Annotated in this window: 1 protein-coding gene; it reads right to left on the reverse strand. The window is 66.2% G+C overall.

The genetic code is table 11. The features are described 5' to 3' along the window. Window positions 1–25652, reverse strand: a 25652-nt coding sequence (locus VIQ49_RS27165; RefSeq protein ID WP_331889992.1) for a non-ribosomal peptide synthase/polyketide synthase, incomplete at its 3' end; no start/stop codon positions are given. Between the last annotated feature and the right edge of the window lie 41 nt (window positions 25653–25693).

The following is a 25693-nucleotide window of genomic DNA, read 5'->3' on the forward strand; positions in this document are numbered from 1 at the left end:
GTCAGACCCCGGTACGCCCAGGCCAGACCGAGCACGGGGTGGATGCAGAAGAGCGGGGTCCCGGTGCCCTGTTCCCGGATCGGCAGGACGACATCGAATACACCTGCACCCGAGGCGGTTCCGGAGTCAGCGCTCGCCGCGATCCCGGACACCGTCGGGTCGACGAAGATCGCCCGCAGGGACATCGGTGTGCCGAGCGCATCGGACAACCGCGAGGCGAGCCGCGTGGCCGACAGCGAATTCCCACCGAGGTCGAAGAACGACGCGTCCGCCGAGACCCGGTCGAGGCCGAGGATCTCGGCCAGGACATCGGCGACGATGCGTTCGGTCTCGGTTGCCGGGACCACGTACTCCCCCGCCTGATGAAACTCGGGAACCGGCAGTTGTTTCCGGTCGAGCTTGCCACTGGGGTTCAGCGGGAACTCATCGAGCACGACCACCGCATCGGGCACCATGTACTTCGGCAGTGAGCGACCCACCGAGATCCGCAACTGCTCGGTGTCGAGGTCGTTGCCCTGATGCGCGATCACATACGCGATCAGGTGATCCCCCGTGCGCGGATCCTTGTGGACGAGGACCGCGGTCTGGCGAACCGGCGGGTACGTCAGCACTGCCGATTCGATCTCCTCGAGTTCGATCCGCTGTCCCCGCAGTTTGACCTGGAAGTCGGTGCGTCCGATGTACTCCAGTGCTCCGTCCGTGCGGCGGCGGACGAGATCGCCGGTGCGGTACATCTGCTCACCCGGATGTCCGAACGGATTGGCGACGAACCGGTCGCAGGTGATCCCCGGCCGTTGCAGGTAGCCGCGCGCGAGCTGGGTGCCACCGAGATACAGCTCACCGGCCACACCTGCCGGCGTCGGCCGCAGCCCGGAATCGAGGACGTGTGCGGTGACGTTCCACTGCGGGACACCGATCGGCACGGTCTGCGTATCTGCCGGGCCCACTGGCCAATTCGTCACGCTGACAGCCGCCTCGGTGGGGCCGTACATGTTGTTCAGGCTGGCCGAACACAGCTCACGGAAGCGCTCGGCGGTCTCCGGCGGCAACGCCTCTCCGATCACGAATGCGTGGCGCAATGTCCGCAACGCCGACCGGTCCGCCTCGGCCACGAACACTCCCAGCGGCGAGGGCACAAACGTCGCGGTTGTGATCCCGTACTCGGCGATGAGCGACGCGAGGTAACGCATGTCCTTGTGCCCGTCCGGCTTTGCGATCACCAGGGTCGCGCCGTTCTGCAATCCCCAGAAGAACTCCCACACCGACACGTCGAACGTCATCGCGATCTGCTGCAGCACCACATCGGCGGGTCCGAGTCCGTACTCGGATTGCTTCCACACGAGCTGGTTGACGATCGCGCGATGGGTGATCACCACACCTTTCGGCTTGCCGGTGGAACCCGAGGTGAACATGACGTACGCGGTGTTGTCGGGCCGCAGTGGTGCCGTCCGGTCCGCGTCCGTGACCGGACCGTCCGGGAGCTCAGAGAGATCCAGGGTGTCGATCTCGATGACTGCGAAGTCCGCCGAGACATCGATTCCGTCACCGCCCGTGGTCAGTACACAGACCGGGTCGGCGATCTCCAAGACGTAACCGGTGCGGTCCGCCGGGTGGTCGGGATCGATCGGGACGTACCCGGCTCCGGCCTTGATGATCCCGTAGATCCCGACCAGGAGGTCGAGTGACCGTCGCATCGCGATGGCGACCTTCGACTCGGGACCCACACCCATACCGATGAGATGGCGTGCGAGACGATTTGCGCGGGAATCGAACTCGGCATAGGTGAGGACCTCGCCCTCGAAGACGAGGGCATCGGCGCCGGGTGTGCGACGCACCTGGGCATCGAACATGTCGACCAGCGTGCGGGCCGGTACATCGACCTCGGTCGCGTTGAACCCGGCGAGTTGCTCGCGCTCGGCCGGCACCAGCACATCGACCCGGCCGACCGGGATGTCGGCGTCGGCGACGATCTGGGCGAGCATCTGATCAACCCGACTCAGGATGATCTCGACCTCGTCGTGACCGAAGACGTCGGCGAGGAACTTCGCCTGCAGGCGTACCCGGTCCCCCGCGGTGACGAACAGCGACAAGGGAAAATTGTTCGCGTCCACGCCGGACACGTCGTGCACCCGCAACCCGTCGATGTCGGTGACCGATCCGGCCGCCACAGCGTCGACCGGATACGACTCGAAGACCGTCAGGGTGTCGAAACCGGCGCCGGCACCGACGCGCCCGGCGATCACCGGCAATCCCACATAGTGGTGTTCGACCAGTTCGGACTGTTCGACCTGCAATCGCACCAAGAAGTCGGCGATGGTCTCGGACCTGTCGATCCGGGCTCGGACGGGCAGCGTGTTGATGAACAGACCGATCATTGACTCCACCCCTTCGAGGTGGCCGGGCCGGCCCGAGACGGTGGCACCGAATACCACGTCTTCGCGGCCGATCAGTCGTGACAGCACCAGGCCCCAGGCCGCCTGGACGACCGTGTTCATGGTCACCCCAAGGTGTTTCGCCACCGCATCGAGATCCGCGGTCCGTTCGGGACTGATCTCGAGGAGCATCTCGCCCGGCATGCTCTGCTGTTCGCGGGCGCGATTCGCCGGTGCCAGCAATGTCGGTTCGGTGACACCACCCAGCGCTGTGGCCCACTGCTCGGCGGACGCCTGCAGATCCCGGTCGGCAAGCCACGCCAGGAATCCCCGGTAGGAGCGGGGTGCCGGCAACACCGTTGCATCTCCCCTGGTGGCGTACAGCGTGAACAGTTCACGCAGAACCAGCGGCATGGACCAGCCGTCGAGGAGGATGTGGTGACTTGTCATCACGAAGTCGACGCGGTCGGCATCGAGCCGAATTGCCGTGAATCGCATCAGCGGTGGTGAATCCATCTCGAACCGCCGACTCCGGTCCTCATCGAGGATCTGGGCGCGGACCACATCCGCGTCAGTCGTGGAACCGAGGTCGTATTCGGTGAACGACGCCACCGCGGATTCGACGATCACGGCGACCGCCTCGTCTGCGAGGTCGTCCCGGAACGCGGTCCGCAGATTCGGATGGCGGTCGAGCAACGCCTGCGCCGCCAGCCGCAGTCGTCCGATGTCGATGGTGCCGCCGAGCCGCAGGATCACCTGGGAGGTGTACACGTCGAGCGAACCTTCGGCGAGCCGCGCATGGAACAACATTCCGCGCTGCAACGGCGACAGCGACCACACGTCGGTCATCGACGGGTGGTCGACGGCCAATACGTCGATCGCGCGTTGATCAAGCTCCACCAATGACAGATCGGACGGTGTGAACACCCTGGTGGGCGCGTCCGACGACCACCGTGCAACAGCCTCGGCGGCCCGCTCCCACAGGTCTGTGAACGCCCGGACCTCGGCCTGGCTCAGCAGGGTGTTCGGGTACGCGAAGGTGGCCTCGAGCCGGTCTCCGGTCACTGCGGCGTTGATGTCGATGGCCGCGGCCACCGGCATGTCGGGATCCGGTCCGGCCGATGTGGTGAGCTCACCACTCGGCGCCGGCAACCAACCGACCGATTGCGCTCCGGCGGCACTGTCGGTGCCGATCCGGCCGAGGTAGTTGAAGCCGATCGCGGGTTGCCCGAACTCCGACAACTGTTGTGCGGTATCCGGATTGAGGTATCGCAGCATCCCGTATCCGATCCCTTTGTCGGGGACCGCAAGGAGCTGCTCCTTGATCGACTTCACCGCGTCGGCAATCGCGGGTCCACCGCGAAGCGCGTCGTCGATGTCGACCCCGGTCAGGTCCAGGCCCAACGGGAACATGGTGGTGAACCATCCCACCGTCCTCGACAGGTCGGCCCCGGAGACGATGTCTTCCTCGCGTCCGTGACCTTCCAGTTTGATCGTGGTGCCGTCGGTCGCGATCCCTCGATCACGAAGCCAGGCGACCGATGCGACGGCGAGGATCGCCAGGAGTCCGTCGTTGACACCACCGCCGAAGACCCGCGGAACCGTGGTGAGAAGCGCATCGGTGACATGCACCGGCAGGTTCAGCTTCACCGTTTCGACGGTGCCGAACACATCGACGGCCGGATCCAGCGGTCGGCAACCGAGATCCACACCGCCACGGTCGAGGAGGTCTGTCCAGAAGCCCAGTTCCGCAACCCGATCCGCAGCGGTGGACTGCTCAGACAGCGCGTACGCCCAGCGTCGCATCGACGTGGCGACAGGCTTCAACTCCGGCGCTCCGCCCTGCCCGATCGTCTGCCAGGCGGTGACCAGATCTTCGACCAGCACCCGCCAGGACACACCGTCGACCACCAGGTGATGGGCGACGATGAGCAATCGGCCGAGACCGGACACACCGGGGCCGGGCTGCAGCCATACCAGCCGCAGCACCTGTCCCCGAGCGAGATCCAGTTCCGCGGCGGCGCGTTCGAAAGCCGGTTCGACGAGGTCGGAGAACGCGGGTGTTCCGGGCGTGGCAGAAGCACCGAACTCGACCCGTTCGATCATCTCCGCGACATCCGTGATCTGTCTATCTCGAACGTGGATCATGTTGTCCGGGTATGAGACCGAGGCCCTGAGCATGTCATGGTGGTCGATGACGGCCGAGAGCGTGGCCACCAGTTCGTCGTGCCCGATACCTTCGGGCAGCGCCACATACAGGGGCATGATCAGGCGACTGTGACCACCCGGCCGCTCCAGCATCCATCGCACGATCGGAGTCATCGGCAACTCACCGACACCTCCGCCCGGCAACTCTTCGAGCACTGTGACGGCACTGTCGGTGGTCATGGTCGCGACCCGCGCGATCTCGGCAACCGTTTTGTGTTCGAAGATGTTTCGGGCGGAGATCAGAACCCCCGCCGCCTTGGCGCGGGACACCAGCTGGATCGAGATGATGCTGTCGCCGCCGAGTGAGAAGAAGGAGTCCGTGACGCCGACGCGTTCGACTCCGAGCACATCCGCAAAAACCTTTGCCAGTATCTCCTCGGTGGGTGTGCCCGGTGCCACGTATGCCTGATCCGATTCTTCGAAAGTCGGTTGTGGCAGCGCCTTTCGATCAACCTTGCCGTTGACGGTCATCGGCATCTCGTCGAGTACCATCACCGCTGCGGGCACCATGTGGACCGGCAGCGACCGGCCGGCGAACGTGGTCAACTCCGAGGTGTCCACCGACGACCCCGGTGCCGGCACCACGTACGAGACCAGCATCGTGGCACCCGAGGGACCCTGCACGCCCTGGGTCAAGACGAACTCCACCGAGTCGTGCTCGGCGAGAACCGCATCGATCTCTCCGAGTTCGATGCGGAAGCCGCGAACCTTGACCTGGAAGTCGCTGCGACCGATGTACTCGACCTCCAGCGCGCCCGACCGGGTGCGAATCCAGCGGACCACGTCTCCGGTGCGGTACATCCGGTGTCCAGGCGCCGCGGGGTCGGCGACAAAACGTTCGGCGCTCAATCCGCTCCGGGCGTGATAGCCGCGCGCCAACTGTATTCCGGAGATGTACAACTCGCCGGGGGCGCCGACCGGCACGGGTCGGAGGAACCGGTCTCGGATCGACGCCGACACACCACGGATGGGTCCACCGATCGTCGGCTGGTCTCCGGGGAGCAATCGGTCGCTGATCGTCACCATGATCTGGGTCTCGGTCGGTCCGTACCCGATGTAGAAGTTCCGGTGCGGTCCCCAGATCTCGAGCAGCCGGTTCGGCACCGCCTCCCCGCCGACTGACAGGTGTTGCAGGCTGTCCAGTCCGGCCGGGTCGAGAGTCGCGAGCGCGGCCGGTGTGATGAACGCGTGGGTGACCTGGTGCTCACGGATGATCGCCGCGAGCTCCTCGCCACCGTAGATCCCCGGGGGAACGATCACCAAGGCCGCACCGATAGGGACCGCCAGGAGCAGCTCCAACATGGATGCGTCGAAGCTCGGCGACGAAAAGTGCAGTGCCCTGGCATTTCTGGTCAGGTCGTACCGCTGAGCCTGTTCGGCGGCGAAGTTCGCCAGACCGGCATGCGACATCACCACCCCCTTGGGGAGTCCGGTGGATCCCGAGGTGTAGATCATGTACGCGGCGTTGTCGATTCGAAGCGCACGAGGTCGTTCTTCCGGCAGCAACGACTCGTCGCGCTGGGTGGAACACTGCATCTCGAACTGCTGATCGTCGAGCACCAGCCATTCGATCGCCGCGGATAGACCGGTTCGATGGGCAGCCATCGTCAATCCGATTCGGGCACCGGAATCACGGACCATGTGCTCGATGCGGTCGGCCGGATACGCCGGGTCCATCGGGACGAGAATGCCACCGGCCTTCGCCACCGCCCACAACGCGAGGTGCGAGTACACCGAGCGTGGCAGCGCCGACGCCACCGCGACCTCTGGTCCGATACCGACGGCGATGAGCTCGCGCGCAAGGCGATTCGACCAGCGATCCAGTTCTCCGTACGAGACCCGGCGATCGCCGAGTATCAGCGCGGTGGACTCGATACCCGCAGCGGACACCGTGGCCGCCAGCAGTTGTGGCAGCGAAACCGCTCGGCTTGCCGTCGCTCCGCTGACCTGTTCGAGTTCGCCTCGTTCGCTACGGGAGAGTACATCGACCGACGCCACCGACGCCGCCGGCCGGGTGATCAGTGCCGTGACCGCGGCGACCAGCCGCTCGGAGATGCGCTGCATCGCCGGCTCGTCGACGAGATCGGGCGCATAACTGAACTTGAACTTCAGCGCTCCGCGCATGCTCGCGGTCAGGGTCACCGGATAGTGGGCGGCGTCCCGACCGCTGAAACCCGTCACTCGCATCCCGGCGATGTCGGTCTCTGCTGTGGCACCGGCCATGTCGACCGGGAACGACTCGAAGACGGCCAACGTGTCGAACTGTGCCGCTTCTCCGACTGCTCGCTGGATATCGGCCAATCCCATGTGTTGATGGTCCAGCAGTGCCGATTGTTCCACCTGAACCCGGGTGAGCAGCTGATCGACGGTCTCCGATCCGGAGATCCGGACCCGGACCGGAATCGTGTTGATGAACAACCCGATCATCGACTCGACCCCGGCCACGTCCGCGGGGCGGCCGGAGACCGTCGCACCGAAAACAACATCGGATCGGCCCGTCAACGCGTTCAGCACGATCGCCCAGGCCGTCTGAACAAAGGTGTTGGGCGTGACTCCGAGTGCTCTGGACCGGGTCTGCAGTTCCGCGGTGGATTCTTCGGTGATCTCCACCTGCAGCTCTGCGACGCCCTCATGCTGGCGGCGCCCTCGGTCACCGGAGACCAGCAGGGTCGCACCTTCGACGTCGGCGAGCTGCTCGACCCAGGCCGCCCGCGATTCCTCGGGCTCGCGGCGGGCCAGCCAGGCCAGGAAATCTCGGTACGAGCGCGGGGCCGGCAGCACCGAGGCGTCACCGCCGGTCGCGTACAGAACCAGCAGCTCCCTGATCAGCAGCGGCGTCGACCAACCGTCGATCACGATGTGGTGGTTGGTGATCAGCAGTTCGTACCGGTCGACGGCGGTCCGCAAGAGCGTGAACCGCATCAGCGGCGGCTTCTCCATGTCGAACGGGGCCTGCAGATCCGCGGCCGCCAGATCCGCGCGGGTGCCCGCGGCGTCCTGCTCGTTGTGAGGATCCGTGCAATCCACTGTCCGCCAGGGTATGTCGACCTCACCGAGCACCACCCCGACGGTGTTCCCGGTCTCGTCGGTGACAAATGCGGTCCGGAACGCCTGGTGACGTGCGATCAAGGCCTGTGCACTGCGGCGCAACCGCTCGGGGTCGACGGTACCGGCCAGGTGCAGCGACATCTGCGCCGAGTACACATCCACGGCCCCCTCGGCGATGCGGGCGTGAAAGTGCATGCCCCGCTGCAACGGTGAGAGCGGCCAGATGTCGTCCAGACCCGGGTACCGACGTTCGAGAGTCTCGATCTGCGGTTGGGACAGCGCCACGAGGCGCAGATCGGACGGTGTCAGACCGCCGGCCCCCGGTGCCGACGCATATCGGGCGACCTGTTCGAGTGCCGCCGACCAGGCGGCGGCCAACTCCCCTATGTCGGCCCGGGTGAACAGACCGACCGGAAAGTCGATGGCCGCCGACAACCGCTCCGAGCCCTCGCGCTCGGAGACAACGGCATTGACTTCCAGTGCGGGGACCGGCATGTCGGGGTCCAGTGCCGAACCCAGTTCACCGCCGTCTCGGGCCGGTACCCAACCGATCTCGCGCATCTCGTCGGTGAACTCGATCGCCGATGTGCGACCGAGGTAGTTGAAGCTGATCTGGGGCTCCGGTCCGGTCAGTTCGGCGGCCGTATCGGTGTTGAGATGCCTCAGCAGGCCCCAGCCGATGCCGTTCCCGGGTGCGGACCGGAGTGTCTCCTTGGTCGACTTGATCAGCCGGCCGAGGTCGTCACCGCCGGCGAGTGCGTCGTCCAGATCAAGTCCCGCGAGATCGAGCCGGACCGGATACGCCGTGGTGAACCAGCCGACGGTCCGGCCGATCTCCGCCCCCGGCAGCGTATCTTCCTCACGGCCGTGGCCTTCCATCTGCAGATAGACGTGCTCGGCCGACCGGCCTCGCCGGGACCGCCATCTGGCCAGCGCCACCGAGAATCCCGCGAGCAGACCGTCGTTGACGCCACCACCGAAGGCCTCGGGGACCGCCGTGATCAACGCCCGAGTGGTCTCCTCGGAGAGTTCGAGGCGCACACGCTCCGTGGATCCGACGGTGTCGACCGCGGGATCGACCGCTCGTTCACCCAGCAGCGGGTCGTCGACATCGATCACGGAGCGCCAGTAGTCCACTTCGGTCATTCGGTGCGGGGCGCTCGCCATCTCGGCCAGCCCGTGCGCCCACCTGCGTAACGAGGTACCCACCGGCTGCAATGCCGGCCCGCTGCCCGTCAGGATGCCGCCCCACGCCGCCGCCAGATCAGGTAGCAGGATGCGCCACGACACACCGTCGATCGCGAGGTGGTGGATGACTATCAGCAGCCGTCCATTGGTCGCCGCGCCCGGCGCGGGATCGAACCAGACGAACTGCGCGACCACGCCGGCCTGTGGATCCAGCCGGTCGGCGGCGGCGGTGAACTCACGCTGCACAAGGGACTCGAAGTCGACTGTGCCGGGCAGGCTTTCGAATTCGACCCGACGAAGTATCGATCGCGCGTGTTCGGGCTGCGGTTCCTCGACCCGCAAATGTCCCAGCGTCTCGCCGGAACGCACCCATCGCAGTCGAAGCGCGTCGTGATGCGATACCACCGCCTCCACCACCGATTCGATGGTCGACGGATCGATACCGTGCGGCAGCGTCACGAAGTTCGACTGAGAGAAACGGTTGTGCCCGCCGGGCGCGGACCCGAACGCGGCCATGATGGGGGTCAGCGGCAGGTCTCCGACCCCGCCCCCGGGGAGTTCGGCGAGCCGGCTGCGCCTTTCGTCCGTGGCATCGGTCGCCACCGTGGCCAGAGCGGCAACAGTCTTGTGTTCGAACACATCTCGTGCGGTCAGGCCGATGCCGAGCGCCTTTGCGCGGGAGACGAGCTGGATCGACATGATGCTGTCGCCGCCGAGCGCGAAGAAGGACTCGACCGCGCTGACCCGGTCCCGTCCCAGCACTTCGGCGAACACCGCGGCGATCTGGACTTCGGTCTCTGAGGCAGGCGCCACGTACGCGGCGCTCTCGACGTCGAGTACGGGCTCGGGTAGCGCTTTGCGATCGAATTTTCCGTTCGCCGAGATCGGCATGGCGTCGAGCACCATGAACGAGTCGGGGACCATGTAGTCCGGCAACGATGCGCCGACGGCGGCGCGCAGGGCCGCAACGTCGATCGCCGCGCCGTCGGCGGGCGTCACGTACGCGGCGAGCCGACGTCCGTGTTCGCTCGCCACGGCCAGGACCGCTACCTGTCCGATCGAGTTGTGCCGTGCCAGGACCGCTTCGATCTCACCGAGCTCGATCCGCAGACCGCGGATCTTGATCTGGTGGTCGGTTCGGCCCAGGTATTCGATCTGGCCGCGCCGATTGATCCGGGCCAGGTCTCCGGTGCGGTACATGACCGTCCCCCGGTCATCGAACGGATCGGCGACAAAGCGCTCTGCGGTGAGATCGGGCCGCCCCAGATAGCCTCGGGCCAGCTGGATTCCGGCCAGATACAGTTCTCCCCCGGTACCGGGTACCACGGGACGCAGGCGTGCGTCGAGGACGTAGGCCCGCGTGTTCTGGACCGGTGTACCGATCGGGATGGCGCCGGGCTCCGTGCCGTCGACCCGATGCGCGGTCGCGGTGATCGTGGTCTCGGTGGGTCCGTACTGGTTGTCGAGGAATGCGTTGTTCAGTTCGAGGAACCGCTGTGCCAACGATTCCGGGAGGGCTTCGCCGCCCACGACGATGCCGCGTACCGATTCCGGTAGGGCCAGCCGCTTCTCGCTCAGCAGAACCGCGAGCATCGACGGAACGAAGTCGAGCAGGGCCACATTCCATCGGCGGACGGTGTCGATCAGGTACTCCGGATCGCGGTGGCCGTCGGGTTTGGCGATGACCAGATGTCCTCCGCAGGCGAAGGGAACGAACAACTCCCAGATCGACGCGTCGAAGACCAACGGGGTCTTCTGGAGGAATGTGTCATCCGCGCTGCACCCGAAATAGTCCTCCAGCCAGCGGATCTGGTTCACCGCAGCCGCATGGCTGACCACCACACCCTTGGGCTTCCCGGTGGAACCCGACGTGAAGATCACGTAGGCGGAGTTCTCCGGACGCAACGGCCCGCGACGTTCGGACTCGGTCAGCGGGTCGGTCCCGAACCCGGTCAGGTCGACGCGGTCGATGTCGATGAGTGTGCCGTCGACGACCGATTCCATCCGATCCGGTGCGTTGGTGAGCACACAGAGCGGTGCAGCCTGTTCGACAACACCGGCGATCCGGTCCCGCGGCTGCTCCGGATCCACCGGGACGTAGACGCCGCCGGCGGTGATCACCGCGTGGATTGCGACCATCATCTCGAGCGACCGGCGCACCGCCACGACCACGGTCACCTCAGGACCGACGCCCTCGGCGATCAGCCTCCGGGCCAGGGCGTTGACCCGGGCGGCGAACGACGCGTAGTCGAGCGTCTCGTCTTCGTATGTGACGGCCGGAGTGTGCGGGGCCAGATCGGCTCCGGTGGAGAGGAAGTCACCGAGGATCCGGTCGGTCACCGTGGTCGCGGTGTTGTTGATCTCGTGACGGATCAGTGTCCGCTCCCGCTCATCGAAGATGTCGATGTCGCCGACGCGCAGATCTGGTTCGGCGACTGCGGCGCACAGCACCCGAAGGAATCGCTCGCACAGTGCCGTGATGGTCGACCGGTCGAACAGCGCGGTCGAATAGGCGAAGACGCCCGAGTATCCCGACTGCGCGCCATCGGCATCGGTCGTCGGCGACAGGGAGAGTTCGAGGTCGTACTTCACCTCGAACAGTTCGACCGGCAACGGGCTGATGCTCAGATCCGGCAGGTCCAGCGCCGGTCGATCGATGTTCTCGAAGCCGAATGACACCTGGGCCAACGGCGCATAGGCCGTCGACCGTTCCGGATTGAGGACCTCGACCACACGCTCGAACGGGACATCGGCGTGTGAGAACGCGCCGAGGTCGGCTTCACGCACCGTCGCCAGGGTCTGCGTGAACGTGGCATTGCCATCCACCGGTGTCCGCAACACCAGTGTGTTGACGAACATCCCCACCAGTCGGTCGAGTGCCTGCTCACCCCGTCCCGCGATCGCGGTACCCATCGCGATGTCACCGGACCCCGAGATCCGGGCGAGCAACACCGCAAATGCTGCCTGCAGCACCATGAACGGCGTGGTTCCGGTGGTCCGCGCGATGTCCTCGACCGCGGTCGCGAGTTCGGGCGACACCGAGAACGGCAGCCGCTCGCCCGTGGTGGACTGCACCGGGGGCCGGGGGCGATCCCCCGGTAGCTCGAGCACATCGGGAAGATCCGCCAAAGCCTCACGCCAGTATGCAATTTGCCGGGACAGCACCGACTCCGCGTCGTCCTCGGAGCCGAGCACCTCCTGTTGCCACAGCGTGAAGTCCGCGTATTGCACGGGCATCGGTTGCCAATCGGGATCGCTGCCCTGCTGCGCGCGCGACAGATAGGCCAGCATCACGTCCTGGGCAAGCGGTGCCATCGAGGCGCCGTCGGCACTGATGTGGTGCACCACCACGACCAGCACATGGTCGTCCGGTCCGATGGCGAACAGCGCGGCCCGCAGAGGCACCGACTCCGCGACGTCGAATCCCTGCCGGCCGAAAGCAATTGCGGCCGCGACGACCTGATCTTCGGAAACCTCGACGGTGGTCAGCGACACCCCGGCCTCGACAACGGACAGGACCCGCTGCTCGGGGCCTTCGGGACCGGACGGGAAGACGGTGCGCAGCGATTCATGCCGGCCGAGAACGTCATCCATCGCCACACGCAGGGCATCGACATCCAGCGATCCGGTCAGCCGCACGGCCATGGGGATGTTGTATGCGGCCGACGTGGTGTCGAACTGGTTGAGGAACCACATCCGCTGCTGGGCCATCGACAGCGGGATCCGGGCCGGACGGTCACGCCGGGTGAGCGGCGGATGACCGGACTCACGCTTTGCCGCATTCGATGCGGCGGTCGCGATACCCGACACGGTGGGGGCATCGAAGATCGCCCGCACCCCGAGCTGGACATCGAGGGCCTCGTTGACTCGCGCAACCACCCGTGTCGCCGACAGCGAGTTGCCGCCGAGCTCGAAGAAGTCGGCATCGCTGGACACCCGGTCGATACCGAGCACGTCGGCGATCACTCCGGCAACGATCTCCTCCACCGGTGTCCTCGGAGCCTGGAAATCTACGGCCTCCCACACCGGTTCCGGAAGCGCCCGGCGATCGGTCTTGCCGTTGGTGGTCAGCGGCATCGAGTCCAGTTCGACAAACGCTGCGGGCACCATGTGTGAGGGCAGGTCTCGCCGCGCATACGACCGCAGTTCCCGCGTATCGATGGCAGCGCCCGTGGCGCTCGTGACGTAGGCGACCAGCGCCACTGCCCCGCTGGGTGTCCGCACGTCCACGGTCGCCGAGGCACCGACGTCCGGATGCCGGGTCAGGACGGCGTCGATCTCACTGAGCTCGATGCGGAATCCACGGATCTTCAGCTGGAAGTCCGCCCGGCCGATGTAGTCGATCACGTACTCGCCGTCATTGAAGACCCACCGCACGACGTCACCGGTCCGGTACATCCGGCTGCCTTCGGGCCCAAAAGGATTCGCGACGAAGGAGCCCGAGCTCAGGCCGGGCCGGTTGAGGTATCCCCTGGCCAGTCCACCACCGATCATGTACAGCTCGCCGTCGACACCGATCGGCACCGGTCGCAGCCGGGAATCGAGTACCACCGCCTGCATGCCCCGGAACGGTGCACCGATGTCGACCGCCCGGTCACGACGCAACGGCACACTGACCGTGCAGATGATGGTTGTCTCGGTCGGGCCGTACATGTTGAGTACATCCCGGCCGTCGGCCCACGCCGCGATCAGCTCCGGTGGTGTCGACTCGCCGCCGAGCACCACGGTGCGGTAGGTGTCCAGGCCAGTGGGATCAACGGTTGCCAAGGCGGCAGGTGGGATGAACGCCACCTCGACAGCCTTGTCCCGCAACAGGTCGGCCAATTCGCGGCCGCCGTACACGCCGGGCGGGACCACGATCATCGTGTTGCCGCCTCCTGCGCCGAGCAGGAGATCGAATATCGCACCGTCGAATCCGGGTGAGGAGAAGAGCGCCGAGCGGACCCTGGTCTCGCCCCGGACCACTCGCTTCTTGATGGCTTCGTGGACACCCGCCAAACCGCGGTGGGTGGCGACCACACCCTTCGGCTTTCCGGTCGAGCCCGAGGTATAGATGGTGTACGCGACATTGTCCACCGACGCCCGGACGCGCTCGGCCTCGGCCAGAGGCGTATCAGAAGTGTGGGCGAGGTCATCGCGGGTCGCCGGATCGTCGAGCACCAGCCATTCGATGTCGGCCGGCAGTCCGTCCTTCAGCTCGGCAGTCGTGATCCCGAACCGCGCGCCGGAATCGGCGACGATGAACTGCATCCGCGACATCGGGTACGACGAGTCCAGTGGGACGAATGCCGATCCCGCCTTGCCGACGGCCCACACCGTGGTGATCCAGGCGATCGACCGAGGAAGTGCCACCGCGACGAACGTCTCAAGATCAGCTCCGCACTCGATGAGCTTGCGGGCGAGCCGATTCGACTCGGCGTCGAGTTGCCGATAGGTGATCGACCGGTCGTTCTCCACCATGGCGATCGCGTCCGGATCCAGTGCCGCGCCGCGCGAGATGAGCTCGGCGAGCGTCATCGGTGCCGGATCCGGACCCGCGTTGTAGGGCACGACGATGTCGCGCTCGACCGCATCGAGGAGATCCAGCGTTCCGATCGCGACCTCGGCGTCGTCGACGACGGCACGGCAGACCCGGACGAAGTAGTCGGCAAAACGCTTCGCCGCGGCCGGATCGAAGAGGTCGGCCGCGTAGGTGATCGTCGCGTCGAGCACCGGACCCTCATCGGTCTCGCGTTCCATCATCATCAACTGCAGGTCGAACTTGGCTGTCTCCAAGCCGGATTCGACCGGTGCGATGACCAGATCCGGGAGGTTCAGCTCAGCCCGCTCGACGTTCTGGAACGCGAGCGCCACCTGCGCCAACGGTGAATGAGAGCGGGACCGCTGCGGGTTCAGGGCCTCGACCAGTTGTTCAAACGGCAGCTCGGAATGACTGAACGCCGCGAGGTCGGTCTCCCGAACCTTCGCCAACAGGTCGACGAAGCGCAGATCGGGATCCGTGCGGGACCGCAGTACCAGGGTGTTGACAAACATTCCGACCAGGTCGTCGAGCTCACGTTCGCCGCGGCCGGCGACCGGGGTGGCGACGGCGATGTCGTCACCGCCGCTCAACCGGGACAACAGCACAACCAGGCAGGCATGCACGGTCATGAACAGGGTTGCCCCGCCGTCGGTGCCGATCGCGCTGAGACCGGCCCGGGTCGCGGCGTCAACGGTGAAGTCGACCGTGCCCGCCCGGAAGGATTGCACCGGCGGGCGCCCGAACGTGGTGGGTAGTTCGAGAACCGTCGGCAGTTCGGCCAGCTCGGTTCGCCAGAAATCCAATTGTCCGGACGCGACCGAGGCCGGGTCGTCGATCGAACCGAGCCAATTACGCTGCCACACGCTGAAGTCGGCATACTGCACCGCCAGTGGAGCCCAGGCGGGCGCGCCACCCTGCATGCGAGAGACGTAGGCGGTGACCAGGTCCCTGGCCAACGGAGCGCGGGACGCTCCGTCGGACGCGATGTGATGGATCGACATCAACAGCACGTGCTCGTCGACGCCGAACTCGATCAGCGCAACACGCAACGGAACACGTTTCGCGACGTCGAAGCCCTGTGAGAAGAACCGGATCATCTGCGAGGCGAGATCATCATCTTCGCGGCAGGTGATCCTTGCGACGTCGATGTCCGCATCGGCGACGTCGAGGATGTGCTGCTGTGGTCCCGATTCGGCATCGGGGAAGACCGTCCGCAGCGACTCGTGCCGTTCGAGAACGTCGAGGAGTGCTGCGGTGAGGACGTCGACGTCGAGGCTTCCGGTGAGTCTGATCGCAACCGGGATGTTGTACACCGGCGAACTCGTGTCGAACTGGTTCAGGAACCACATGCGCTGCTGCGCAAGCGACAATGGGATCTGCGCCGGGCGCACCGTGGCGACCAGTGGCGTGCGCGACCGTCCTTCCCCTGCCCCGCGGCCGAGTCGCGCGGCCAGAGCGGCGACCGACGAACTCTCGAAGAGGTCACGCAGCCCCAGTCGGGCATTCCCCGCGGCGTTGAGGCGGGCGATGACACGGGTGGCGATCAGCGAGTCGCCACCGATATCGAAGAACCGGTCATCGACGGACACCTGGTCGACACCGAGCACCTCGCCGAACACCGCCGCGACCATCTCCTCGTACACGGTGACCGGAGCTCGGTATTCACTTTCCGCACTGCCGAACTGCGGATCTGGCAGTGCCCGTCGATCGAGTTTTCCGTTCACGGTGAGCGGCAATTCGGCCATGACGACAACCGCCGCCGGAACCAACGCCGCGGGCAGCACCTGGCGTGCCCGTTCGAGCAGATCATCCGCAGCGTCGGGTGCGGCGCCTTCCGGGACCACGTAGGCGATCAGCCGGTCGACACCCTGCGGGTTGGTCTTGAGCGCCACCGCGCAATGCCGAATCCGGTCATCTGAACCGAGCGCGCCCTCGATCTCGCCGAGTTCGATACGGATGCCGCGCAGCTTCACCTGCAGGTCGGCGCGACCGAGATAGTCGAGTGTTCCATCGGTCCGGCGCATCGCCAGGTCGCCGGTGCGGTACAGCCTCGTCCCCGGTCCACCCTGGGGATCGGCGACAAACCGCTCCGCGGTCAGCGCGTGCCGTGAGGTGTATCCGCGGGCGACCTGTGCACCGCCGAGATAGAGTTCTCCGATTGCGCCGGGTGGTGTCTCACGCAACGCTCGATCAAGCACGCGCGCAACAACATTGGCAACCGGGAGACCGACTCCCACAGACCCGTGCAGCACATCGTCGGCACTGGTCTGCAATCGGGTGGCCGTCACGGTCGACTCGGTCGGTCCGTACTCGTTGTGCAGCGACGCGTTCGACATCGACCGGAAACGGTTCAGTGACGTCACGGACAGCTGTTCACCACCGCAGAAGACCATCCGCAACGAGGAGATCTCGTCCGGCTCGACGGCGGACAGGAATACGTCCAGCATCGACGGGACGAAGTGCATAGCGGTGATCCGATGGCGCGAGACCGCCTCGGCGAGGTAACGAGGATCGCGATGGCCGTCCGGGGTGGCGATCACCAGTGCGGCACCGTGTGTCAGCGGCCACCACAGCTCCCGCACCGACGCGTCGAAGGTGAACGGGGTCTTCTGCAAGATCCGGTCGTCGGGTCCGAGCCGGTAGACCGATTGGCGCCAGCCGATCATGTTCACCACGGAGCCGTGGGTGATCTCGACTCCCTTGGGCAGCCCGGTTGATCCCGATGTGAACACCACGTACGCAAGGTGATCGGGCCGCAGCGGCGACAAACGTTCGTGTTCGCCGATCGGCGTGTCGACCTGATTCGCGAGTTCGCTTGCCGGCGAATCGATCTCCAGTACGGGCACACCATCCGCGATGTCGATCCGACGTGCCGAGGTGGTCAGGGCCAGCATCGTTCCCGACGCGCGCACCACGTGTTCGATCCGCTCACGCGGAGCATCGACATCGACCGGCACGTACGCGCCGCCTGCCTTCGCAACGGCATAGATCGCGATCATCAATTCCATCGACCGCTCGATGGCCACGGCGACGCGGGTCTCGGGCCCGATCCCTCGGCCGATCAGAACCCTCGCGAGCCGGTTGACGCGAGCGTCGAACTCCTTGTAGGACAAGACACCGCCGTCATCGATGACCGCGGCGGCACCGGGTGTCCGGGCAACCTGGTCGTCGAAGAGATCGACCAGCGTCCGGGCACCGATGGGCTCCGGCGACGGATTCCATCGCTCGATCGCGGCATGTTCATCCGGTGAGGCCGGCTGCAGCGAAGCCAGGCGCGCGGTCGGATCGGCGATGAACGACCGCAGCACCCGCAGGAGGCGATCGAGGTGGGATCCGGCAACATCCGCGGTGAAACTCTCGCGCGCGAATTTCGCGGCGAAGTGCAGGCGATCGGTGTTGGCCGCCACGATGGACAGCGGAAAGTGGCTGGCCGCAGCGGATTCCACGTCACGCAGCCGGGCGCCGGCGATGTCCACACCGCTGCCCACACCGGCGCTGTCGACCGGATACGACTCATAGAGCACTGCGGTGTCGAACACGGCCCCGGTCCCACCACTGCGGTGAATGTCCGCCAGGCCGAGGTACTGGTGGTCCAGCAGGTCGGACGACGCACTCTGCAGCCGTAACAGGAACTCGGACACATCGAGGGCATTGTCGATCCGTACCGCGACCGGCACGGTGTTGATGAACAGGCCGATCATCGATTCCACTCCGGTGATCACCGGAGGCCTGCCGGACACCGTGGATCCGAAGACCACATCCCCACGGTTTGTCATGGCGCCGAGCACAATTGCCCAGGCGCCCTGCACGAGGGTGTTCATCGTGACGCCGAGGCGGCCGGCCAGGGCCGTGGCCTGCTGCGTCTCGTGCGCGGTGAGTTCACGCGTGATCACACCCGGCACCGACGCGTGGTCGCGGCCCCGCGACTCCGGCGACAGCAAGGTCGGTCCGTCGACGTGGCCCAACGCCTGCCGCCAGGCCTCCGCCGACGCGGTGCGATCCTGCTCCTGCAGCCATTGCAGGTAGAGGCTGTACGGCCGGGTCGAAGGCATCGACGACGCATCGGCGTCAGTGGCGTAGAGCACCATCAGTTCGCGGAGCACCAACGGCGTCGACCAGCCGTCGAGGACCGCGTGATGGTTGGTCACGACGACGTCCCAGCGCTGCGGGGCCAGACGCAGCGCAGCGAGCCGGACCAGCGGCCCGACAGACATCTCGAAACCGGTTGCGCGATCGGCAGCCAGTATCCGGGCGCGCTCGGTGGCGCGGTCGGCGTCGGCGACCGTCGTCAGATCATGAACCGTCACACCGATCTCGAGGTCGGTGCGCACGAGCGCAATCGCGCCGAGGTCTTCGTCGATCACGAAGGTCGACCGCAGGCTCTGATGTCGGTCCAGCAAACCCGTCGCGGCCCGGCCGAGCCGGTCGACGTCGAGGTCCCCGTCGAGGCCCAGGACGAACTGCGCGACGTAGACGTCGACGACGGCGGTCGATTCGCGTGCCATCAAGGCGTGGAAGAGCATTCCGTGCTGCAGCGGCGACAGCGGCCACACGTCGGCGATTCCTGTATGCGCACTCTCGAGCGAGTCGAGTTGCCTTTGGGTGGCGCTCACGAGGGTCAGATCGGAGGGAGTCAGTCCGCCCGCATCGGGCTGCGTCGCGTGGTGGGCCAGGGCTGTGGCCGCGGTTGTCCACCGGTCGGCCAGCGCGGCGATCTCGGGTTCGGTGAACAGGGCTCCGGCATAGGTGAATGTGGTGGACAGCGTGCCGTCGCCCACCACCGAGACGTTGACATCGATCGCCGCGCCGAGCGCCATGTCGGGATCGGCCCGGCCACCGAGGGTTTCACCTTCGATCACCGGGACCCAGCCCTGCCTGGTCATCTCCTCGGTGATCTCCTGACCACCGAGACGCCCGAGATAGTTGAAACTGACCTGTGGAACAGGAGCAGCCGCGAGGACCGGCGCCGTCTCGGTGTTCAGATGGCGGAGAAGGCCGTATCCGACGCCGTTGTCGGGAACTGCCCTCAGCAATTCCTTGATCGCCTTGATCGCACCCCCCGCGGCTTTGCCTCCACTCAGCGCGTCGTCGATGTCCACATCACAGACGTCCAGGCGCACCGGATAGACGGAGGTGAACCAGCCGACGGTCTTCGAGAGATCGGCGCCCGGGGCCACACTCTCCTCACGACCGTGGCCCTCGAGTGTCAGTGCGAGCGACGAGCGTTCGGTGACACCACGGTCACGGCGCCAGGCCGCGATCGCCAGCGCGAGTGCGGTCAGCAGGCCGTCTTGTGCTCCGGCGCCGAATGCCCGGGGAACAGCCGTCGTCAACGCGTCGGCGAGCTCTGCGGGCAACGTGACCGCATGTTTCTTCGCAGTCCGCACGGTGTCGATCGCCGGGTCGAGGGCACGTGCACCCAGGGCCTGCTCCGACGGATCGGTCACCGCCTGCCAGTGGGTCATCTCGTCGATGCGCCCCGGTTCGGTGGCCTGTGCGGTCAGGGCATGGGACCACCGGCGCATCGAGGTCACTTCTGAGCCGAGGTCCAGGGTCACGCCGGCCGTCAGTTCGGCCCACGCGCCGGCAAGTGCGGGAACGATGATCCGCCAAGAGATCCCGTCGACCGCGAGGTGGTGCAGCACCAGCAGCAACCGGCCGTTTCCGTCGACACCGGCTGCGGGTTCGAACCATACGAACCGGGCCAGCACTCCGGCGGCCGGGTCCAATCGATCCGCGGCGTCGTCGAGGGCATCGTTCGCGGCTGCGGTGAACGCCGCGGTGGCCGGGACCTCGTCGGACCCGAATTCAACTGTCGTCAGTGCCGATTCGGCGTCGACGGAGCCCGCCGCTTCGATCACGAGCTCGCGAGCCCCCTCGCCGCCGGCAAGTCGTGCGCGGAGCAGGTCGTGGTCGTCGACGACCTTCTGGAGCACGGCGACGAGCGTGCTGCGGTCGATACCCATCGGCAGTGTGAGCATCACCGCCTGCGAGAAGCGATGACCCATGCCGCGCTCGAGAGCCCAGTGCATCACCGGGGTCAGCGGCATGTTGCCGACACCGCCTCCGGGGAGCTCCTCCAGTACCGGCGTCATGTCGGCGGACTGCAGCACCGCAACCTCGGCCAGGCCCGCAACCGTCTTGCGCTCGAACACGTCTCGCGCGGTGATCTGAACACCGGCGGCCTTGGCTTTGGAAACGAGCTGAATCGACACGATGCTGTCGCCACCGAGCGCGAAGAACGAATCGGTGGCCCCCACCCGGGGTACGCCGAGGACCTCGGCGAACACCCCGGACAGAATCTCCTCCAGCGTCGACGCCGGCGCCACATACGATTCGGTCGCGATGGCCTCGAAGTCAGGTTCCGGCAGTGCCGAACGGTCGAGTTTGCCGTTCACCGTCGTCGGCACCGAATCGAGCACCATGACAACCGACGGGACCATGTGATCCGGCAGGGATTCGGCGGCGTGGCCGAGCAATGCCGCGGTGTCGACCGTGAAGCCTTCGGCCGGTACAACCGTGGACACCAGGATCGTGGCACCGGTCGGTCCGGTGCGACCCTGGGTCACCGCGAAATCGATCGACTCGTGGGCCTGCAGAACCGCGTCGATCTCGCCGAGCTCGATCCGGAAACCGCGCACCTTCACCTGGAAGTCACTGCGGCCCAAGTATTCCAGATCGAGCTGACCGGATCGCCCACTCGTCCACCGCACCACGTCACCGGTCCGGTACATCCGGCTTCCGGGATCTCCGAAGGGATTCGCCACAAACCGGTCGCTGGTCAGCCCGGCCCGGCGGTGATAGCCGCGAGCCAGCTGCAGACCGCTGATGTAGAGCTCGCCGCCGACCCCGACCGGTACCGGCCGCAGGCTCCGATCGAGAACCATCGCGAAGACTCCACGGATCGGACCACCGATCGTCATCGCATCGTCGGGTTGGAGCCTGTGCGACATCGTCACCATGATGATCGTCTCGGTGGGACCGTATCCATTGTGGAAGTGACGACCCGGTGCCCATTCCCTCATCAGGTTCTCGGGTACCGCTTCACCGCCGACCGCCAGTTCCCGTAGCGACTCTGCATCATTTGCGTTGATGGTGGCCAACACCGACGGAGTGATGAACGCGTGGGTCACCTGGGCGTCGGTGATCACCCGGGACAGTTCCTCACCGCCGTACACCCCCGGTGGCACGATCACGAGCGCTGCCCCGGCAGACACCGCGAACAGCAATTCGAGCATGGAGGCGTCGAAGCTCGGGGACGAGAAGTTCAGGACGCGAGCCTGCGGCGTCACGGAGTAGCGCTCGCGCAACTCCGCGGCGAAGTTGGCCATGGCCCGGTGGGTGACCACCACACCCTTCGGCAGACCCGTCGAACCCGAGGTGTAGATCATGTACGCGGCGTTGTCGATTCGCCGCGGCGCCAACCGGATGCCGATGTCGCCACCGGTTCGCGCGGCGTCGTCCAGGTTCTCCGCGATCTCCGGCTCGTCCACAACCAGCCAGCGGACCGAATCGGGTAGCTGCCCGCGATGTTCGGCGATGGTGATGCCGATGGCAGCCCCGGAGTCGGTGATCATGTGGTCGATACGGTCCCGCGGGTACGCCGGGTCCACCGGCACAAATGCAGCACCTGATTTGACCACCGCCCACAGCGCGACCTGCTCGGTGAACGAGCGGCCGAGCGCCAGTGGGACGAACTGATCGACGCGGGCTCCTTCGGATATGAGGAGCCGGGCCAGCGCGGTCGACCTCCGGTCCAGTTCACGGTAGGTGTGGACCTCATCGCCGACGATCACCGCGGGCGCGTCCTCATCGACGCCGACTGCCGAATGCAGAAGCTCGGCGAGAGTGACCGGTTCCTCCCCGGCCGGTCCCGCGACGGGGCACAATGCGCCGATCTCGGCATCGGAGAGTACGCCGATGCGAGCGACCCGAATATCGGGCTGCGTGACAACGTGATTGAGGATTCGCAGGAACCGGTCGGCGAGGTCCCGGATCGTGCCCTGTTCGAAGAGGTCCGCTGCGTAGACGAACATCCCCTCCAGACCACCGGCGCCCGTCGGATTCAGCGCCAGCTGCAGGTCGAACTTCGCAAACGTGACACCGCTGTCGTACTCCGTCACCGACAGGTCGGGCGCCTCCAGCACCGGTGGCTCGTTGTTCTGCAGAGCCAGGGTCACCTGGAAGATCGGTGAGTGGGCGGTGGTGCGTTCTGGCGCAAGAACTTCCACCAACCGCTCGAACGGGACATCCGCGTGCGCCAGGGCACCGAGGTCCGCGTCACCCGTCGCCCGCAACAGTTCGGCAAACGTGTCCCCCGGCCTGATCCTGGTGCGCAGCGCGAGGGTGTTGACGAACATGCCAACGAGCCCGTCGAGGTCTCGATCTCCACGCCCCTCGATCGGGGTCCCGATGACGATGTCGTCCATTCCGGACAACACCGAGAGCGTCAGCGCGAAAGCCGAATGCAGCACGCTGAATTCGGTGGTGTCATGCTCTCGGGCGAGTGCAGCCAGCCGACGGTGCAGCGGCGGCTCGATCGCGAACTCCGCCCGGCCACCGAGCATCGAGGGCGCAGACGGCCGGGGCCGGTCGAGCGGAAGTTCGAGCACCCCGGGTATGCCGTCCAGGACGTCGGTCCAGTAGGCGATCTGCCGGGAGACCAGCGCCTCCGGATCGGACTCGGATCCGAGTAGTTCGCGCTGCCAGAGTGCGTAGTCCGCATACTGAACCGGCAAGGGCTCCCATCGGGGGCCGTCGCCGATCGACGAACCCAGGTACGCGGTGACCAGGTCACGGGCCAGCGGGGACAACGAAGCCCCATCGGCCGCGATGTGGTGCAGCACAAAAACCAGCACATGCGAGGTCGGACCGAGCCGGAAGATCGCCGGCCGCACCGGGACCTGGGAGGTGACGTCGAAACCCTGTGACGCCAGCGCCGCGAGGCGGACCCGCAGGTCCGCCTCGTCGACGACATCGATCGGGTCCAGGGTGAGATCCAGCTGGGTGGGGTGGAGGACCTGCTGCCACGGTTCGCCGTCATGCGCCGGAAAGACGGTTCGCAATGCCTCATGACGTTCGATGACCGCCCGCACCGCATTCGCGATGAGGCTCAGGTCGACCGAGCCGGTGAGCCGTACCGCCAATGGGAGATTGTATGCGGGAGAGGAGGTGTCGAATTGATTGATGAACCACATCCGGGACTGCGCCAGCGACAGCGGCGGACGATCCGGGCGCTGCCGGGGTTCCAGTCGCGGACGATCGGCCGTGCCGGCCGCCGCCTCGGCTACGACCGCGAAGCCTGAGACCGTCGGATTCCGGAACAACTCGGCAAGGCCGACGTCCGAATTCAGCGTCGAGTTGACCCGGGCCACCACCCGCGTCGCGGACAGCGAGTTGCCCCCGATGTCGAAGAACGAGTCGTCGGCACCCACCCGATCCATCCCGAGGACCTCCGCGAACACGGCGGCGACCGCGGACTCCGTCTGTGTGTCCGGTTCCCGGTAGGGGGTGGTCGACCGGGCGGCCTGCGGCTGCGGCAACGCCTTGCGGTCGAGCTTTCCGTGCGCGGTCAGCGGTAGCTCGTCGAGCGCGAGTACCGAGGCCGGAATCATGTAGTCGGGCAGGAACTCTGCCAGCTGCTGCCGCAGCGTGTCGATGTCTTCGACATCCAGGGTCGGACGGACCACATAGCCGACCAGTCGTTCGAATCCCGAGTCGTCGGTGTGGACTGCCACCACTGTCCGCATCGCGCCGGTCACTTGCGACAGTACGGTCTCCACCTCACCGAGCTCGATGCGGAAGCCTCGCAATTTGATCTGAAAGTCAGTGCGTCCCAGGTATTCCAGTTCACCATTGGGTCGGCGACGACCTTCGTCGCCGGTCCGGTACATCACCTCGCCCGCCGAACCTCCGGGATCGGCCACATAGCGCGCGGCGGTCAGATCGGGACGGTTGACGTACCCGCGCGTGATCTGGGGCCCCGCCAGATAGATCTCGCCCGGAACACCTGGTGGAACCTCTCGCAGCCGCCGGTCGAGCAGGTGCGCACGCAGCCCCGTGTAGGGCGTACCGATCGCGACCACCGGCAGTGAGGCGTCATCGTCGGTGCACGCGTGCCTGGTCCCCGACACCGTGAACTCGGTCGGGCCGTACTCGTTGCTCACCGACACGTCGAGTTTGGCACGGATCTGCCCGAGGAGTTGCGTGGTCAATTGTTCTCCGCCGCTGAGAATCTCGCGGAGAGATCGACCTTCTCCGGGCGCCAGCGCGTCGACAAACGCGGCGAGCATGGACGGCACGAAGTGCATGACGGTCACGCCGTACCGATCGACCGCGGACGCGAGATACCTCGGGTCTCGTTGCCCGTCGGCCGTCGCGATCGCCAGGCGTGCTCCGCTGACCAACGGCCACCACAGTTCGCGCACCGCCGCGTCGAATGTCACCGGCGTCTTCTGCAACATGGCGTCGGCCTGACCGACACCGTAGACCTGCTGCCGTCGTGCCAGGAACTCCACCACCGACCGATGCGACACCACAACACCTTTGGGGCGTCCGGTTGATCCCGAGGTGAATATCACGTACGCCGGGTTGTCGGCGCGCAACTGCGACCGTCGTTCCGCTCCGGTGACCGGGGTGTCGTCGTGTGCGGAGAGATCGAGCGAAACCAGGTCCACCACATCGGTTCCATCGGGGACCTGCAGACCGTCTCCGCTCCTCGTCACCACGCAGAGCGGTGCGACCGACGAGATGACCTCCGCGATACGGGCGGCGGGATGATCCGGGTCGACGGGAACGTAGGCGCCACCGGCCTTGACGATGGCGTAGATCGTCACCATCATGTCCAATGATCGGCGGATCCCCATCACCACAGGAACTTCCGGCCCGACGCCGAGACCGATCAGATGACGGGCCATCTGGTTCACCCGCCGGTCGAACTCGGCATAGGTCCAGCTCTGGTCCTCCCAGATCAGCGCCACCGCATCCGGCGTCGCCGCCACCTGACGGTCGAACAGATCGACCAGAGTCGCGGTCGCCATCGACGCCGACTCGGCCTCCGCCGCCGTCAGCACCTCGCCGACCGCACTCGCCAGGACACCCTCGACGGCCGCAATTGTCGGAGTCAGGCCCGAGATGACAACGGAGAGTATCTCGTACGTTCCCATCCCGCGTTCGGACAACGGGCCTGCGAGGATACCCAGGCGGGCTTCGAGGTCGCCCCAGCTGACCTCGGTCCCCTCGTGTTCGAAGGCAACGGCACCGGGATCACGAGCTGTCAGTCGGCTGATCGCATCGAGCAACTGCGCGAACGGCACTGTGTCCTCCTGGTAGAGCTTCGATGGTCATCACGGGCGCA

It is taken from the genome of Williamsia sp., assembly GCF_036566845.1.
In the GTDB taxonomy this organism is placed as follows: Bacteria; Actinomycetota; Actinomycetes; order Mycobacteriales; family Mycobacteriaceae; genus Williamsia.